The organism is Pedobacter sp. NEAU-ZC8, assembly GCF_059278965.1.
The window spans coordinates 41,434-58,137 of the sequence record NZ_JCAJXC010000018.1 but is presented as its reverse complement, the minus strand read 5'-3'; the positions used below and the strand labels follow the sequence as shown (position 1 = coordinate 58,137).

14 protein-coding genes are annotated in these 16,704 nt (G+C 46.0%); 8 read left to right on the top strand and 6 right to left on the bottom strand.

Going from position 1 to position 16,704, the window contains the following annotated elements; all coding sequences use genetic code 11:
• The first annotated feature begins 36 nt into the window (after positions 1–36).
• From tilS to bshA, 3 genes are all read left to right on the top strand, one after another.
• Complete coding sequence (tilS, locus tag AC5WJX_RS14380) at positions 37–1,392, top strand: tRNA lysidine(34) synthetase TilS (RefSeq protein WP_494485068.1); 1,356 nt, start codon at positions 37–39, stop codon at positions 1,390–1,392.
• On the top strand, positions 1,392–1,877 hold the full coding sequence (locus tag AC5WJX_RS14375; protein WP_440428187.1) for a hypothetical protein: 486 nt from the start codon (positions 1,392–1,394) through the stop codon (positions 1,875–1,877). Before tilS ends, AC5WJX_RS14375 begins: the two co-directional genes overlap by 1 nt.
• A 157-nt stretch (positions 1,878–2,034) precedes the next feature.
• Complete coding sequence (gene bshA, locus AC5WJX_RS14370; RefSeq protein ID WP_494485067.1) at positions 2,035–3,162, top strand: N-acetyl-alpha-D-glucosaminyl L-malate synthase BshA; 1,128 nt, start codon at positions 2,035–2,037, stop codon at positions 3,160–3,162.
• 14 nt (positions 3,163–3,176) lie between these two features.
• On the opposite strand, the gene AC5WJX_RS14365 is transcribed toward bshA, so the two are convergent.
• The gene (locus tag AC5WJX_RS14365) at positions 3,177–4,292 is read right to left on the bottom strand and encodes a lactonase family protein (RefSeq protein ID WP_494485066.1); all 1,116 of its coding nucleotides are present in this window, start codon (positions 4,290–4,292) and stop codon (positions 3,177–3,179) included.
• Between the two features lie 4 nt (positions 4,293–4,296).
• On the bottom strand, positions 4,297–5,682 hold the full coding sequence (locus tag AC5WJX_RS14360; protein WP_494485065.1) for a pseudouridine synthase: 1,386 nt from the start codon (positions 5,680–5,682) through the stop codon (positions 4,297–4,299).
• A 268-nt stretch (positions 5,683–5,950) separates the two neighbouring features.
• On the opposite strand from AC5WJX_RS14360, the gene AC5WJX_RS14355 reads away from it, so the two are divergent.
• From AC5WJX_RS14355 to AC5WJX_RS14345, 3 genes are all read left to right on the top strand, one after another.
• Positions 5,951–6,688: a lytic transglycosylase domain-containing protein gene (locus AC5WJX_RS14355; RefSeq protein WP_494485064.1), complete on the top strand. Its 738-nt coding sequence runs from the start codon at positions 5,951–5,953 to the stop codon at positions 6,686–6,688.
• A gap of 128 nt (positions 6,689–6,816) precedes the next feature.
• Entirely contained in the window at positions 6,817–9,660 is a 2,844-nt protein-coding gene (gene uvrA, locus AC5WJX_RS14350) for an excinuclease ABC subunit UvrA (protein ID WP_494485063.1), read from the top strand.
• A gap of 1 nt (position 9,661) precedes the next feature.
• A complete protein-coding gene (locus AC5WJX_RS14345) occupies positions 9,662–10,576 on the top strand; it encodes an NAD(P)H-hydrate dehydratase (RefSeq protein WP_494485062.1) in 915 nt (304 codons plus the stop codon).
• Here AC5WJX_RS14345 and AC5WJX_RS14340 read toward each other — a convergent pair.
• The 4 genes from AC5WJX_RS14340 to AC5WJX_RS14325 form a co-directional block, all read right to left on the bottom strand.
• Entirely contained in the window at positions 10,569–11,399 is an 831-nt protein-coding gene (locus tag AC5WJX_RS14340; RefSeq protein ID WP_494485061.1) for an anti-sigma factor, read from the bottom strand. The genes AC5WJX_RS14345 and AC5WJX_RS14340 overlap by 8 nt on opposite strands.
• Positions 11,386–11,949 carry an RNA polymerase sigma factor gene (locus AC5WJX_RS14335; RefSeq protein ID WP_440428179.1) on the bottom strand — a complete coding sequence of 188 codons (564 nt, stop codon included), beginning with the start codon at positions 11,947–11,949 and terminating at the stop codon, positions 11,386–11,388. The genes AC5WJX_RS14340 and AC5WJX_RS14335 overlap by 14 nt, the downstream gene beginning before the upstream one ends.
• 47 nt (positions 11,950–11,996) lie before the next feature.
• Positions 11,997–12,875: a lipoyl synthase gene (gene lipA / locus AC5WJX_RS14330; protein WP_440428178.1), complete on the bottom strand. Its 879-nt coding sequence runs from the start codon at positions 12,873–12,875 to the stop codon at positions 11,997–11,999.
• Between the two features lie 165 nt (positions 12,876–13,040).
• The gene (locus AC5WJX_RS14325; RefSeq protein WP_494485060.1) at positions 13,041–13,232 is read right to left on the bottom strand and encodes a hypothetical protein; all 192 of its coding nucleotides are present in this window, start codon (positions 13,230–13,232) and stop codon (positions 13,041–13,043) included.
• Positions 13,233–13,429: 197 nt separating this feature from the next.
• Here AC5WJX_RS14325 and AC5WJX_RS14320 point away from each other — a divergent pair, with 197 nt between their 5' ends.
• Entirely contained in the window at positions 13,430–14,770 is a 1,341-nt protein-coding gene (locus tag AC5WJX_RS14320; RefSeq protein ID WP_494485059.1) for an alpha-amylase family glycosyl hydrolase, read from the top strand.
• Positions 14,771–15,375: 605 nt separating this feature from the next.
• Entirely contained in the window at positions 15,376–16,380 is a 1,005-nt protein-coding gene (locus tag AC5WJX_RS14315; RefSeq protein ID WP_494485093.1) for an SDR family oxidoreductase, read from the top strand.
• Positions 16,381–16,704 lie beyond the last annotated feature (324 nt).

Sequence of the window (16,704 nt, the reverse complement as noted above, 5' to 3'; positions counted from 1 at the left end):
TTTTGCTTCCCATTTTTAATTAAATAATTTTACCGGATGTTACCTCTGCAAAGCTTTCGTGCTTTCTTTTCCCGGCATCAGCTCTTTGAGCCAGATCAAAAGATCCTGCTGGCTGTCAGCGGAGGTAAGGACTCGGTGCTCATGGTGCATCTATTTAAACAGGCAGGATTGCATTTTGGTATCGCCCACTGCAATTTTCAGCTTCGTGCCGAAGAGTCCATGCGCGATGAGGCCTTCGTCAAGATGCTCGCTGCAACCTTAGATGTTCCATTTCACGTTACCCATTTCAATACCAAAGCCTATGTAAAAGCACATCGCTGTTCCACACAGATGGCTGCCAGGGACCTAAGGTATGCCTGGTTTGAGGAAATCCGCGCAGCGGAAGGTTATGAAGCGATAGCCTTGGCCCATCACCAGAACGATGCCATCGAGACCATGCTGATCAACCTCAGCCGCGGAACAGGGATCTCGGGCCTGCATGGGATCGCCCCGAAAAGAGAACGCCTCATCCGCCCCTTACTGTTCCTCAGCAGGGAAGATATCGAAACCTTGATCGAGAAAGAAAACATCGACTACGTCGAAGATAGCTCGAACCTTTCGGATCATTATGCCCGGAATAAGATCCGGCTGCATGTTATCCCGCAGCTAAAAGCCATTAACCCAGGGCTGGAACAAACCTTCGCACAGAACATCCAACGCTTCCAGGAAGCAGAAATGATCATCCAGCAAACCGTGCTTTCGCTCAGGAGCATGTTGCTTGAAGAAACCCCAATCGGCCTTTCCATACAAATCGATGCCATCAGAACCCTGAATCCACAAAAGCTGCTTTGTTACGAGCTGTTGAAGCCCTACAACTTCAACGAGTCCTTAACGTTGGAACTACTTGCCGCCCTGGATAAACAAACCGGTACTTCTTTTTACAGCAGTACCCACCGGATCACGCTGGACCGACATCGATTGATCATCACGCCGATAGCGGCGAAACAAACAGGCTCGGAAGGGGAACAAGGATCCGGCATCAACCAGATCATCCACCCGGCAAGCCGGCAAATTGACCTGCCCAATCATGTACTGAACATCCGCTATGCGGAGGGGAACAGCTACAACATCGACGGCAATGCCTATGTAGATCATGAGCTGCTGATCTATCCCCTGATACTCCGAACCCGCCATCCAGGGGATGTATTCGTCCCACTCGGTATGAAAACCCATAAAAAGCTGAGCGACTTTTTCATCGATGAGAAGGTGCCTTTGCCGGAGAAAGACAAGATCCCGCTGCTGATCAATGGTAATGGCGACATCATTTGGGTGGCTGGCATGCGACAGGACAATAGATATAAAGTCACTGCGACAACAAAAAAAGTCGCTATATTCGAACTGAAATTAAAGTAATGAGTAACCAAAAATACGCTTATCTAGAGAAACAGTATATCGGCAGAGATTACATCCGGATCTGTATCCGCCTGCTACTTGCCGCATTTTGTTTCGCGGCATACGTTTACGAGCGTGACCGCGACAATACGCAGGATCTCTTTCTGGTGGTTGGTTTTGGTATCATCGGGATCTCTATCCTCTTGCTGTTCTTAATTCATTACAAGACCATCATCGTTAATAAAAGCCTCATCCTGGACGGCTTATGGACCGCCAAAATGGTCAAGATCGATCTCAACAGCATCGTAAGTGTTCGCAAAGACCAGTACAACAATTTCTTCTTCAACAATCCGGTGTACAACCTGCATCGCAAAGGCAGCATTCGCTTTTATTCTTCCGGCCGCGATGCCGTAGTACTTACCGATCGTGACGGGCTGGAATACTACATCGGTACCCAGCGCCCCAATGAAATGTACCTCGTCATCAAAGACGAGATGAGCAAGTAGGCGCAACAAAAAGAAATTGCATTTGTTTAACACTATAATCACTTTAAGTCGTGTTCTTTGCGCCACATAAAAATCATTAATGAACCTTCATGAGTATGCTGCTTAATGCGATACATACGCTCCAGATCGTGTCATTATATAATACAAATATTCGCTAATGAAAATAGGTATTGTTTGTTACCCAACCTTTGGTGGGAGTGGCGTCGTTGCCACAGAACTCGGTAAAGCGCTTGCCGATGAGGGCCATCAAGTTCACTTTATCACATACAGTCAGCCAGCAAGGCTTGATTTCTTTTCCGCCAACCTTTTCTATCATGAAGTATCTGTAAGGGATTACCCGCTGTTCGACTATGCGCCTTATGAATCTGCGCTTGCAAGCAAGTTGGTGGATGTGGTGCGTTTTGAAAAACTCGACCTGCTGCATGTACATTATGCCATTCCGCATGCTTCGGCAGCTTTTATGGCCAAGCAGATCCTGGCAAGTTATGGCATTGCCATTCCAGTGGTTACTACGCTGCACGGTACCGATATCACGCTGGTGGGTAAAGACCCAACCTATAAACCAGTGGTTACCTTCTCCATTAACCAATCTGATGGAATCACTACCGTGTCGCAGGACCTTAAAGAGGATACTTTAAAACACTTTGACATCAAAAAGGAAATCAAGGTTATTCCCAACTTCATCGATTTCAACCGCTTCAGTTTAAAGCCTAAAGATCACTTCAAAAAGGCAATTGCGCCAAACAATGAGCGCATCCTGATCCATACTTCAAACTTCCGAAAAGTAAAACGGACCTTTGACGTAATCAAGATGTTCCATAAAATCCAGCAGACCATTCCTTCAAAGTTACTGATGGTGGGTGACGGACCGGAACGTGCTTACAATGAGCAATTATGCCGTGATCTGGGCATTACCGAACATGTACGTTTTCTCGGAAAGCAGGATGCGGTAGAGGAAATCCTTGCCGTATCAGACCTGTTCCTCATGCCTTCAGAGTCGGAAAGCTTCGGACTGGCAGCACTAGAGGCCATGGCTTGTGGCGTACCGATCATTACCACCAATGCAGGCGGTTTGCCGGAACTTAACGTAAACGGTTTCTGCGGTTACATGAGTAACGTTGGTGATGTGGAAGATATGGCGGCGAATGCGATAAAGATCCTCGAAGATGATGCCGTACTGCAAAGCTTTAAAGAAAACGCGTACAAACGTGCGCATGACTTCGATCTGAAGAAAGTCCTGCCAATATACATTGGTTATTATACCGATGTAATTCAGAAGGCATAATAAATTAAATTGGCTTATTTAACAGGCGCGAATACCAGGCATACTGGCGCGCCTAATTCAATCCGTTTACCGGTGTCTGTCAAGGCACCGGTTTCTTTGTTGATCTTAAAGATCACCACGTCATTGGTGTATTGATGTGCAACAAGCAGGAAATTGCCGGAAGGGTCGATGGCAAAGTTCCGTGGACCTTTGCCCAGTGTCGGTACTTCTGTTTTCTTGACCAGCTTACCGTTCGATTGTACCGCAAACCTGGTGATGCTATTCGCGTTTCCACGGTTCGTCGCATACAAGAACTTGCCATCAGGCGTCAAGTGGATGTCTGCAGCGCCGCTTTGCTCTTTAAAGTCCTTGCCAAAAATTGCAGTCTCCTGTAGCAGGGTAAGCTTACCATCGTTATAGCTGTAAGCATAAACCAGGCCGCCCATCTCTGTCAGCAGGTAGGCGAACTTACCATCCTTACTAAACGTAATGTGTCTGGGGCCGGTTCCAGCCTTAACGGCTACGCTGTCATGTGCAACAAGCACGTTACTGCCTTCAGTAGGTTGATATTTGTAAATGTAAATTTTATCGGTGCCCAGGTCGTTGGAGATGATGTATTTCTTATCCGGGCTAAACCGGACCTGATGTACATGCGGACCTTCTTGCCGGCTCTTGTCTACGCTGCCACCGCTATGCTGGATGATCTGCTTAGGCCCGCTCACGGCACCTGAACTGTCCAGCCCGAAAACGGAGATACTTCCCCCCGAATAATTCGCGGTAAGTACATTTACATCATCTGCAATAACAAAGCAAGGATCTGCACCCTTGGTAGCAAGCTTATTCAACGGTTCCAGGCTGCCTTTTACCGGGTCAAAGCTAAAAGCACTAACACTGCTGTTTGCGCCATCCTCATTCACTGCATAAACAAAGGCGTTGTCTTTGCTTACCGCCAGGTAACTTGGATTGATCACATTCTTGGTGATGCTTTTAGCTCTGAATGCCGCGGTTTTAGTATTAAAGTCGTAAACATAGATCCCTTCACTCTTACCGGTATTGGTGTATGTGCCAATCAATAGATTATATTCCGTGCTTTGTGCTTTTGAATGCAGGCTGCAGAATAAAAACGGCAGGAGGAAAAGACTTTTTTTCATGTTACTATTTTATTAAATGTTTGATCTGGATCAGCTCATGCTCTTCCAGGTAGCGCCATCTGCCACGCGGAAGGTCTTTCTTGGTCAAGTTGCCATAAACCACACGGTCTAATTTAACAACTTCATAACCCAGATGTTCAAAAATTCTTCTTACAATGCGATTTTTTCCGCTGTGTATCTGAATTCCAACCTCACGTTTTGAGCCGCCAGTTACGTAAGATACGTTATCTGGTTTAATCAATCCATCTTCAAGCTCTAATCCAAACTGAATTTTGTTCAGGTCACCCTGACTTAAACTCTTGTCTAGTTCTACATGGTAGATTTTGGTGATGCCGTTTCTTGGATGCGAAAGTTTATCGGCAAGATCACCATCGTTGGTCATCAGCAATAGACCTGTCGTATTACGATCCAATCGGCCAACCGGGTAGATGCGCTCACGACTTGCTTTTTCAACAAGCTGCATTACGGTCTTGCGTTCCTGTGGATCATCTGTTGTGGTGATGTAGTCTTTTGGTTTATTCAACAATACGTAAGTTTTCTTCTCACGTTTCAGTAATTCACCGTTGTATCTTACTTCATCCTTTGCTGGATCGATCTTGTGGCCAAGTTCTGAAATGGCAACACCATTGACCGAAACTACGCCTGCAGCGATCAGCTCATCCGCTTTACGACGGGAGCAAATGCCAGAGTTGGCGATGTAACGGTTTAAACGGATCAATCCATCATCTGCTTTCTTCGGCTGATCTTTCCTTACACGCATCACCGGGCGATCTGAAGAGAAGCTTGGCCTGTATTCGCCAGCCTCTGAATCACGCTTACGGAATGGTCTGTTGTCGGTGGTTCTTGAAGCGCCACCTTTGCGGTCTTCAAATTTTCTTGCCGGCTGATCGCCTTTAGCACCGAACTGATCTTTTTTGATATAGCTGCGGCCCTTGCTTTCGCCAGCATCTCTACCTTCTTTGTTTTCGAAAGGTCTTTTGCCTTTATAACCTGTACCAGTTTCCGGGCGACTAGCACCTGGTCTTCCAGCACCGCTAAATTTATTTTCTCTTGGTTCTCTATCCCCGAATGATCTCGGTTCTTTATCTTCGAAATTACGTTTTCCTTTGTAAGTGCTACCAGCTTCCGGGCGACTCGCTCCACGGTATGTTCCGGTATTTTCCGCACGACCCGTAGAATTACGGCCTGCTCCACTAAACTTGTCAGCTCTTGCTTCTTTATCGGCGAAAGGTTTTTTGCCTTGATATCCGCCTTCTTTTCCTTCTTTGTCGGCAAAAGTCCGTTTGCCTTTGTAGGTACTTTCAGTTCCGGCGGGGCGCCTGTTCGAACTGTTCCGGTTACCTGGGGTGGACTTGTCATCCCGACTGTTCCTGTTGTTGTTTTTCATCATAAGACTGTGTTAACTGCATATTTAATGCGAGCGCAAATTTAAGAAAAATCGCCGATTCTAGCTTGCTTATTTTCAGCCGGATGAAGATATTTAAAATCGTATCTGATGGCCGTTTAAAGCCCGCTTTTGGAAGGTAATTCTGTAAAAGCTTGATAATTAGATCAATATAACTTATATTTGTCGCCGCTCTTATTTGTTAACCTAAAAAAGGAGGAAAATGATAAGGAAACACATAATAACATGTACGGTAATTTTAACATTACTGGTTATGGCAAAAGTGTTAGTTCTCAAACTGCCCCAGACAAAAAAAACGAGTGCTGAAGAAGCACAAACATTAGCGAAAAATACGGTAGTAGCACCGGTTGTTACACCAGTTCTTAAAGAAGAAAAGCCTTTAAAACCGAAGGCGAAACTAAACTTTGCAAAGGAAACACTTCCAGTGGCGGATGCCCGGGTGAAGCGGAAAATGAAACGTTACCTTGCATCTTACAGTTATGGGAAAACGCAGACCAATCGTCTGCATAGAAAGGCTGCCGAATGGTTCCCGGTGATCGAGCCGATCTTGAAAGCTCATGGCATTCCAAATGATTTCAAATACATGCCCCTGGTAGAGTCCGGATTCAGGGACGGGACCTCTCCAAAAGGTGCTTCAGGCTACTGGCAGTTCATGCCTGGTACGGCAAGAAGTTATGGCCTGAAGGTAAACGGTAGGATCGATGAGCGTAAGAACCTACGTAAATCAACCATCGCCGCATGTAAATACCTCAATGATCTTTATGATGTATTCGGCAGCTGGACCCTTGTTGCTGCAGCATACAATGTTGGTGACAACCACATGAAAAAACAGATCAACCGGCAGAAACAGGATAACTATTATAAAATGAAACTGAACCGTGAAACCGGCAGTTACGTTTATAAACTGATTTCTATGAAGGAGATCGTTAAAAATCCTTCCAAGCACGGATACAAAGAATCCAAGACATTACTTGCTTACAACGCGGAGTAAGCGGAATCAAGCTGCAACAACACGAGTTTGCATTGATTTACCTTAAATTTGCCGGATTTATCCGGCTTTTTTGTGGCTGCAAATTTGCTAAACCTACATAAAGGCTCTACTAGCGCTTAATTTTGAATATGAGTAAAAACAATGTTGATCTCGGCGAACAAAAAGATGTTGAAGTTTACGGCGCCCGGGTACATAATCTAAAAGATATAGACGTTTCCTTCCCAAGGAATAAGATGGTGGTAATCACCGGTTTAAGTGGGAGTGGGAAGTCGTCCCTGGCATTCGATACCATCTATGCTGAAGGTCAGCGCCGATATATGGAAACATTCACCGCTTATTCCCGCCAGTTTATGGGGGGTATGGAGCGCCCGGATGTGGACAAAGTGTCAGGGCTGAGCCCTGTAATTGCGATCGAGCAAAAGACCACCAGTAAAAATCCTAGATCTACCGTCGGTACCATCACCGAAATATACGATTTCATGCGTCTGCTTTTTGCCCGTGCGGCAGAAGCGTTCTCCTACAATACTGGTGAACGGATGGAGCGCATGACCGACGATCAGATCCTCAATGCCATATATAATAAGTACACCGATATTCCGGTGAACATCCTTGCGCCAGTAGTGAAAGGTCGTAAGGGGCATTACCGCGAACTCTTCGAGCAGATCCGTAAACAAGGTTATACGAAGGTGCGCGTAGATGGCGAGATCAAGGACATCGGATTGAAGATGCAGGTAGACCGCTACAAGATCCACGACATTGAGGTCGTGATCGACAGGCTGATCGTAGACCGCAAGGATCAGAAGCGTCTGCAGGATTCTATCGCTACAGCGATGAAGATGGGCAAGGGGGTGATCAAGATCAGCGACAAGGACGACAATGTATCGCATTTCAGTAAGTTCCTGATGTGTCCGACTACAGGCATCTCTTACGATGAACCACAGCCAAACAGTTTCTCTTTCAACTCGCCATATGGTGCCTGTGAGCGTTGCGACGGGCTTGGTTACATCTTTATCGTAGATAAGGAATCGGTGATGCCGAATCCGAAGCTGAGCATCATCAACGGTGGACTGGCGCCGCTTGGAGAGTACCGCGACATCTGGATGTTCCAGGTGCTTAAGGCACTGGCCAAGAAGTATAGCTTTTCGCTGTCTACACCAATTGAAAAGCTGAGTGAAGAAGCGATAAACCTAATCTTAAACGGTACACCGGAATTGCTTTCCGTAGCCGTAGAATATAATAAGTGGAATGTTCAGAATTATCAGGTAACGTTTGATGGTATCATCAAGCTACTTGAAGAGCAGCAGGAGAAAAAATCTGCCGGCTCCACAGATGATCTGGAAGCATTCCGCAAGCTGCATACCTGTCCTGTTTGTAACGGCGCGAGGCTGAAAAAAGAAAGCCTGCATTTTAAGATTGACGGCAAGAACATTTTTGAGCTTTCCGAGATGGATATCCTCAGCTTACGGGGCTGGTATGAAGATCTGGAAAGTCGCTTAAACGAGCGTCAGAATACCATTGCACGCGAGATCTTGAAGGAGATCCGTGCAAGACTGGGCTTTTTAAGTGATGTAGGTTTAAACTACCTTTCCCTGGATCGTACTGCAAGAACCCTGTCCGGGGGAGAAGCGCAGCGGATCCGTTTGGCCACACAAATTGGATCACAGCTGATGAATGTCATGTACATTCTGGATGAGCCAAGTATTGGCCTGCACCAACGTGACAACGAGCGGCTGATCAATGCACTTAAGAACCTTCGTGACCTGGGCAATACTGTATTGGTTGTAGAACATGATAAAGACATGATCCTGGAAGCGGACCACGTGATCGACGTTGGCCCGGCTGCCGGTTTACATGGCGGGCGGATCGTTGCCGAGGGTACACCTGCGGAGATCCTGAAATCAGACACTTTAACCGCTGCCTACCTGAACGGTCGCAAAGCGATCGAGGTTCCTAAGAAAAGACGGAAAGGGAATGGGCACAAAGTTTCCATCATCAAAGCAAGCGGTCATAACCTGAAAGATGTTTCTGTAGACTTCCCATTGGGTAAGCTGATTGCCGTAACCGGCGTATCCGGGAGTGGTAAATCCAGTTTAATCACGGAGACTTTATACCCGATCTTAAATCATCATTTCTTCCGCGCCAAGAAACATCCACTGCCATACGAGAAAATTACCGGCTTAAAGGACATTGATAAGGTAATTGAGATTGATCAGGCGCCAATCGGGCGTACGCCGCGTTCTAATCCCTCAACTTATACCGGTGTGTTTTCAGACATCCGCAACCTGTACGTACAGCTGCCGGAAGCAAAGATCCGCGGTTATAAACCCGGACGGTTCTCCTTCAACGTTAAAGGCGGTCGTTGTGAGACCTGTCAGGGTGCAGGTATGAAAGTCATTGAGATGAACTTTTTGCCTGATGTATCTGTTCCATGTGAAGAATGTGGTGGTAGAAGGTACAACCGCGAAACGCTGGAAGTGCGCTACCGAGGAAAGTCCATCAGTGATGTGCTTGATATGAGCATCGAGGATGCCTGTACTTTCTTCGAAAACATGCCTGCGATCTACCGTAAGATCAAAACCTTGAAAGATGTTGGCTTAGGCTACATCACCCTGGGACAATCCTCAACGACTTTATCCGGAGGAGAGGCACAAAGGGTGAAGCTGGCGACAGAACTTTCTAAGAAAGATACTGGCAGTACGTTTTACATTCTTGATGAGCCGACTACAGGTCTGCATTTTGAAGATATCAACGTATTGTTGGGCGTATTACAAGAACTGGTGGATAAAGGCAATACGGTGCTGGTTATTGAACATAACCTGGACGTGGTGAAAGTTGCCGACTGGGTGATTGACCTAGGAGAAGAAGGTGGTGCAGGTGGCGGTCGGATCCTCTTTGAGGGCACACCAGAAGGACTGATTCAAAATCCAATAAGTTTAACAGGTAAATTCCTAAAAAAAGAAATGGAGGGCTAACATGTACCACAAGATCCTGAGCAATTATCTCCCTGATACCTCCGCACCAGCTGCGGTAACCGTAGGGGAAGGGCTGACCAGCACAGCCGTATACAAGTTAGTGACTGTTCAGGATGTAAAAAGGTTACTGAAACCCCGGAAATCCTTTAGTCACAAAGGCAGCTATGGCCATGCACTACTCATTGCCGGGCAGGAGCAGACCATGGGCGCTGCATTGCTCTGCGCTACAGGATGTTTATATGCTGGCGCAGGACTAACTACTGCGTCTATTCCTGCTTCGGGTTTAACGGCGCTGAATACCGCTTTACCCGAAGTCATGTATTTAAGTCGTGAAGCCCTGGAAGACGCCTCCAAGCTGGAAAAGTTCAACAGCATTGCGGTAGGGCCAGGGCTTGGCAAAGATGAACCTGTTGCGGCCTTACTGGAAGCAGCGTTTGCCAGGAACAAACCCCTGGTGATTGATGCGGATGCCATCAATTTGATCGCAAAAGATCCCGAGCAACTGAGCAGTGTTCCTGCAGGTTCCGTGCTTACACCACATGTAAAGGAATTTGATGGCTTGTTCGGGGAACATCACACCTGGTTCCATCGGATACAAACCGGCAGGGAGATGGCTAAAAAGCACCAGATCGTGATTGTGCTCAAAAACGAGTATACCTTTATTATAGATCAGCGTTCCAATGTGTTCATTAATCAAACCGGAAATTCGGCGATGGCGCAAGGCGGTATGGGAGATGTATTAACGGGTGTTATCGCTGCCTTAATTGCACAAGGTTATTCCAGTGCAGATGCTGCGGTGTTAGCCGTAAATGTGCATGGCAGTTCAGGAGATGCGCTTGCGGCAACACGTTTTGTGGTCACCGCTAGCCAGGTCGCGAAACATATCCCGGAAATAATAAAGAACCTGCTTAAATAGATACCCCGGCAAATACAACCATGTTTTCCATGGTTGGGTTCACACTGCCACCACGTTTTTCAAGGGTTACGGCAAAGGCCTCTGCTTTGCCGACTTCTTTCATTTTAAGCAGCAGTTGTGCACTGTCGGTCTTCATGTCAAAAACGCCCAGATCTACAGGCTTTCCAGCCACTATCGCCCATAATTGGTATTGATGCGCCTGATCGTGTTCCGGCAGCTTCATCCTGGATTTATCAAGCACAACATCCTGACTCTTTTTATTCCAGTACACCATCATTTTCGAAGCAGGGGAGGTCTTGGTGCCAGCAAGTGGAACAATAGCCCAGTTGGGATCGTCGACCATATCTGCCACAGTTTTTAGTTCGGCATTGGTCTGCTTCATCACATTCATGCTGGAGGCATAGCGGTCCTTTTCCGTCCTCAAGGCGATGATTTGTTGCTCAGCCTGGTTCAGCTTGGAATGCGCGTTGATTAGAGCAATTCCACTGACAACAAGGAGGGCCACACATGCCGCTAGGGCATACTGTAGCGGTTTGTTGGATTGCTTTACCACAGCGACCGGAGCTGGGGGCTGGATGGTAAAAGAAGTTTGTTGTACAGGGTTCAGTTTAGTTTCGAGCGCTGCATACAAGTCCTGGCGCGGTTCAACAGCATTATCCAGCGCATAACGTTCCAGTGCGATCTCAATCGCCTCCAACTCCCGCCTGATCTCAGGGGAAGCCGCAGCCCGCCTCTCAACTTCCAGCATTTCAGGTGCAGAGAGCTGCCCCAGAACGTAGAGTTCAAGGATTCCGGATTCGATATATGCGCTACTGTCTTCCAAAATTAAACTGCTTTCTTAATTCTATAATTGCCATTCTGATCCTGGTCTTCACCGTACCCAGCGGGAGGTTTAAGGCCTCTGCCGCTTCGGCATGGGTAAATCCACTATAATACACCATCTCCAGCACGCTGGAAAGTTCAGGTTTTAGGCCTGATACCAGATCGCGCAATCCCAATAGTTCAATGTTAATGATTTGTTTTTTTTGATTGTCAATAACAGCTACGTTATTTTCAATGTCCTGGTTTTTTCCTTCATTTTTAAAATCTTTGGAACGTAGCTTATCAATAGCCAGGTTCCGGGCAATGTTCATCATCCAGGTAAACAGACGCCCTTTCGTAGCATCATATTTATCGGAAGCATGCCAGATCTTAAGGAAGGTTTCTTGCAGCAGGTCTTCTGCCAACTCCGTATGTTGGGTAATTCTTAGGATAACACCAAGCAAGGCAGCACCATACATATCGTACAAAGCACGCATGGCAATGATGTCACGGCGCTTCAGGGCCTCAACAAGTGCTTCTTCTGATAGTTTAAGTTTCTGTGGAGTTGTCAAGGTTGCTTGGAATACCTGATCAACAACAAGAAGGTTAAGCTTTTGTTTTAAAAGTCAAACAGGTGTTTTTCTGCATGATAAGAAGAACGTACCAATGGTCCGCTTTCCACATACTTCAGGCCTTTTGCCAATCCTACCTCTTTATATTTCGCAAACTGGTCCGGGTGGATCCAATCTACCACTGGGTGGTGATTTCTGGTTGGTTGTAAATACTGACCCAAAGTAAGGATGTGTACGCCGTTAGCAACAAGATCATCCATCGCTTCATAGATGTCTTCCTCAGTTTCGCCAAGACCCAGCATGATACCGGTTTTGGTTCTTAACCCGAATTCGGAGATTCTGCGTAAACATTCCAGGCTTCTGTCGTATTTGGCCTGGATGCGAACTTGTTTAGTTAACCTTCTAACGGTTTCCACGTTGTGCGACATCACTTCCGGGCGTTCTTCAAGCACACGGTACAGGTTGTCCCAAATGCCTCTGAAATCAGGAATTAAGGTTTCTAAGGTGGTCTGTGGACTTTCCCTGCGGATGGCTTTCAATGTTTCTGCCCAGATGATGGAACCACCATCTTTTAGGTCGTCACGGTCTACGGAGGTGATTACGCAGTGTTTTACCTGCATCAGCTTCACGGATTCCGCTACGCGATCTGGTTCGCCAAGATCTACGGCCAATGGACGGCCTGTAGCAACGGCACAGAAAGAGCATGATCTGGTACAGATATTACCCAGGATCATGAAGGTTGCAGTTCCGGCACCCCAGCACTCACCCATATTAGGGCAATTTCCACTCTCACAAATGGTATGTAGCTTATGTGTGTCAACCAGACTGCGGACTTGCGCATATTCTTTACCTACTGGAAGTTTAACTCTTAGCCAGTCAGGTTTACGTTGTACGGGATTCGCTGAAACAACCGGAAGTTCAATCATAATACAAAGTTAAGCAATAGGTTTGAATAGTTATATAAGTGGAGATTTTGAATGTAATTGGAGCGTAATAAGAATGAAGGAGGGCTTTAACCTTAAAGGCCTTTAAACCGGGTCTTAGACGTGTATTGTTCGCCTCGAGCCGAACAATAGGCGAACAATAGGCGGTCAAGAGGCGAAGAAGAGCCGGTGAAGATCAGAAATCAATAGCGACATGATCTCACCGCCGATCAATAGTAAGCGGGTACCGCCGCCCCCGCCAGCTGAGCCTGCACCAAGCTCGGAGCTCAGGTTTCCACCGCCCATTGTGAAGCCAAACAAGAAAGAAGTTCCGCCTCCACCACCAACCTGTTGAGCCAAGTACCGCACTGCCGGCTTCAAAGCAAGCGGAGCAAGGCTAATGCTGAAGTATTAAGTAAGATGATTTTTGACTGATGATATTTGCCATACTGGAGTTATAATAATTTTTTAACAGCTACCTTCGTGATAGCAGGATCAAGCTTGCTATACCGGTAAATCAATCATTATACGCATAACATTATACAAATAGCATCAACATGAATTTTCTTAAAAGCCTAATACTGAATACCATGCTTCTGCTATGTTTTGGTACAGCAGCCATTGCACAGCAGCAAGCCTCATCAACCTCTTTTATCATACCTGACCGACGTGACGTATCCTTGTATCAGGTTAATACACGCGCCTTCAGTGCAGCGGGTGACCTCAAAAGTGTAACTGCCAGACTTGACTCCATAAAGAACCTTGGAATAAATGTAATTTACCTGATGCCATTGTATCCAGTGGGTAGAGAGAATTCGGTAAATTCTCCTTACTGCATCCGCGATTACACCGCTATTGCGGAAGAATTCGGAAATATAGAAGATCTGAAGACCTTAGTTAACACAGCACATCAAAAGCAGATCGGTGTACTTATGGACTGGGTTGCCAATCATACTGCCTTTGATCATGCCTGGACAAAAAACAAATCCTGGTACAAGCAGGATTCCACTGGTAAAATTATTAGCCCTCCGGGAACGGGTTGGAATGATGTAGCCCAACTTAACTTCGACAATAAAGACATGAGAGTAGCAATGATAGCGTCTATGAAATTCTGGCTTAACAATGCCAATATAGATGGATTCAGGTGTGATTATTCCGATGGTCCACCATATGACTTCTGGAAGGAGGCTGTTGGAAGTCTAAGAGCTGCTGCTGGAAAAAGAAAGCTCTTGATGTTGTCTGAAGGTACGCGTACAGACCATTTTAAAGCAGGGTTTGATTACAACTTTGGTTTTCGCTTCTTCGAAAATCTTAAGAATATTTACGAGCATGGCAAGTCGGTACGCTCTATCGATAGCTTGAACGCTGCAGATCTAAAAGATGCATTACCGGGACAACAGTATGTAAGGTACACCAGCAATCATGATGTAAACAGTTCCGATGGTACCTCCTTGGAGCTTTTCGGTGGCAGGGATGGAGAATTGGCTGCATTCGTGGTGGCTTCCTGCATGCAAAGTATTCCGATGCTCTATAATGGACAGGAAGTTGGAACACCAAAACGTATCTCTTTTCCATTCACAACGAGTAAAATTGACTGGAACATCAATCCGGAACATACATCTGCATATAAGAAGATTATTAATTTTAGAAATAGTAATGAGATCATTAGACGCGGACAGCTAAAATCGTTTAGTGATAAGGACGTCTGTGTGTTTACTAAGCAACTTTATGGCAAAACGGTACTCGTGATTGCCAATTTAAGAAACAAAGCACTTAGCTATAGCCTTCAACCTGTTTTAGCCAAGCACTGGAAAGATGCATTCAGCGGGAAGAAGCAAACGCTCGCCACATCAGTTTCACTTGCTCCATACCAGTATATGATTCTTACAAGCCTATAGTCTGAAGCCCCACAAAACTTCAGCAAACAGCCTTACCACTATTTAGCCAAATTAGTTGCTTAGCGATAATTGCTTCTATTTAAGTCTATTCGAAATCTCATCCAAGTTAACGAGATCCAGATATTGATCTGGCAATATTGAACTTGAGGAATACGTAATTGTAGTAATCAGATTGCCATCTAGATCACAAAAGACTTCAACAAAAAACTGATCCACTAAAAATAGTATAGCAGTTTCTTCCTCGCTAGTGGCAATGTAATAAGCAGTCGATAATAGTTTAATCCTATCCTGCTCGGGTAAAGCTATAAATTCAAAATCTGTCATTGGTTTGAAAATCTATTGCAATGCAAGTTACTGGTAGATAGCTTTTTACACAAGCGTTCATCTTCCTGTTTAATTAATATAGATACTAGAATTCCATTTAATGTACAGGTAGTTTACGTCAGTAAATCTTCTAAAATCATGAGGTTATTACTTCTGCTCTGGTACTTTCACAACAAATATCTCAGCAGGCAGGTCGGTATCTACGGGAAATTTCAAAAATGGTAAGGTCGTGGAAACCAGGTCAACAGGCGACTGTTAGATTCGTATATAACTTGAAGAAAATGATTGAAGAGCATAAGATTTCCAGACGAAAAGCGATTACCGGACTGGGCGCTGGTATTGCAGTGGCAGCGGTTTCACCTGCCTTGGCTGTTAATGGTAGTTCAGCAGCGCGGTCTTTCAGCTTGACACTTGATGATCCTCGCGGCAAATATCCAAAGCCTCCGTTCAAAGCGCAGTTACAACCCTGGCCAGGGCTTGCCAGTAAAATGGACCCTGTACCCGACCATGGGGAAAAAACCTACCAAGGATCAGGAAGATTAAAGGGTAGAAAAGCACTGATTACCGGGGGCGATTCTGGCATGGGCCGGGCGACAGCAATCGCTTATGCAAGGGAAGGTGCCGACGTGGCAATAAACTATTTGCCTGACGAAGAACCCGATGCAAAGGAAGTTATAGCCTTAATCAAGGCCGAGGGAAGAAAAGCGATAGCTATCCCTGGAGATCTGCGGGAGGAGGCATTCTGCGAGCGACTGGTCTCTGAAGCAGTAAAGGGCTTGGGTGGATTAGACATCCTGGTGAGTAATGCGGCACGGCAGCAAAGTCGACCTTCGATCCTGGACATTTCCACCGAAGAGTTTGATTGGACCATTAAGACGAACATTTATGCGCCATTTTGGATCATTAAGGCAGCATTGCCTCACCTGCAACCGGGATCAGCGATCATTGCAACCACCTCTGTACAGGCTCAGGATCCATCTGCAGATCTCTACGATTATGCCCAGACCAAAGCGGCCACAACTAGCTTTGTAAGATCACTCGCTAAACAGCTTGCTTCAAAGGGCATTCGTGTAAATGGTGTTGCCCCCGGGCCAATATGGACGCCCTTGCAGGTAAGTGGAGGTGCAACGCAGGAAAAACTTAAAAGCTTTGGTGGAGATGCCCCTCTTGGAAGACCAGGTCAGCCGGCAGAACTGGGATCAATTTATGTACAACTTGCTGCAGCTGATGCCAGCTATGCTACTGGTCAGATCTATGGGGCAGCGGGTGGAGGCGGCCAGCCTTAAAATAAATAGCGATGGAAAATCAACAAGCCCTCAACTTACAACGCCACATTTTGCTGTTCGCCATATGTATACTCGCGGTGATCTTTTTTTTCATTTTATGGCTGCGGTTGAAAAACTGGAGCGCTGGAGAGCAGCTTTTAACTTGGTCGGATTCATCTTTACGATACGCACGCTGAAGCAGTCTAGCTATGGCGGTTAGAAATGATAGCGCAGGGTTTTTTGCCGATCAAAAAACAATGCATAAAAGATATTTTGGGATATCACGAATGAAAAACAGGTATTGACTCTTGCCTGCAATATGCGGAAGTATGTAATCACTGTGCA

Excerpts from the sequence above, each read along its gene's own strand:
- AC5WJX_RS14345 (WP_494485062.1), top strand. The coding sequence starts at position 9,662 with ATGTACCACAAGATCCTGAGCAATTATCTCCCTGATACCTCCGCACCA.
- AC5WJX_RS14375 (WP_440428187.1), top strand. The coding sequence starts at position 1,392 with ATGAGTAACCAAAAATACGCTTATCTAGAGAAACAGTATATCGGCAGA.
- lipA (WP_440428178.1), bottom strand. The coding sequence starts at position 12,875 with ATGATTGAACTTCCGGTTGTTTCAGCGAATCCCGTACAACGTAAACCT.
- tilS (WP_494485068.1), top strand. The coding sequence starts at position 37 with ATGTTACCTCTGCAAAGCTTTCGTGCTTTCTTTTCCCGGCATCAGCTC.
- AC5WJX_RS14365 (WP_494485066.1), bottom strand. The coding sequence starts at position 4,292 with ATGAAAAAAAGTCTTTTCCTCCTGCCGTTTTTATTCTGCAGCCTGCAT.
- AC5WJX_RS14360 (WP_494485065.1), bottom strand. The coding sequence starts at position 5,682 with ATGATGAAAAACAACAACAGGAACAGTCGGGATGACAAGTCCACCCCA.
- AC5WJX_RS14315 (WP_494485093.1), top strand. The coding sequence starts at position 15,376 with ATGATTGAAGAGCATAAGATTTCCAGACGAAAAGCGATTACCGGACTG.
- bshA (WP_494485067.1), top strand. The coding sequence starts at position 2,035 with ATGAAAATAGGTATTGTTTGTTACCCAACCTTTGGTGGGAGTGGCGTC.
- AC5WJX_RS14320 (WP_494485059.1), top strand. The coding sequence starts at position 13,430 with ATGAATTTTCTTAAAAGCCTAATACTGAATACCATGCTTCTGCTATGT.
- uvrA (WP_494485063.1), top strand. The coding sequence starts at position 6,817 with ATGAGTAAAAACAATGTTGATCTCGGCGAACAAAAAGATGTTGAAGTT.
- AC5WJX_RS14355 (WP_494485064.1), top strand. The coding sequence starts at position 5,951 with ATGGCAAAAGTGTTAGTTCTCAAACTGCCCCAGACAAAAAAAACGAGT.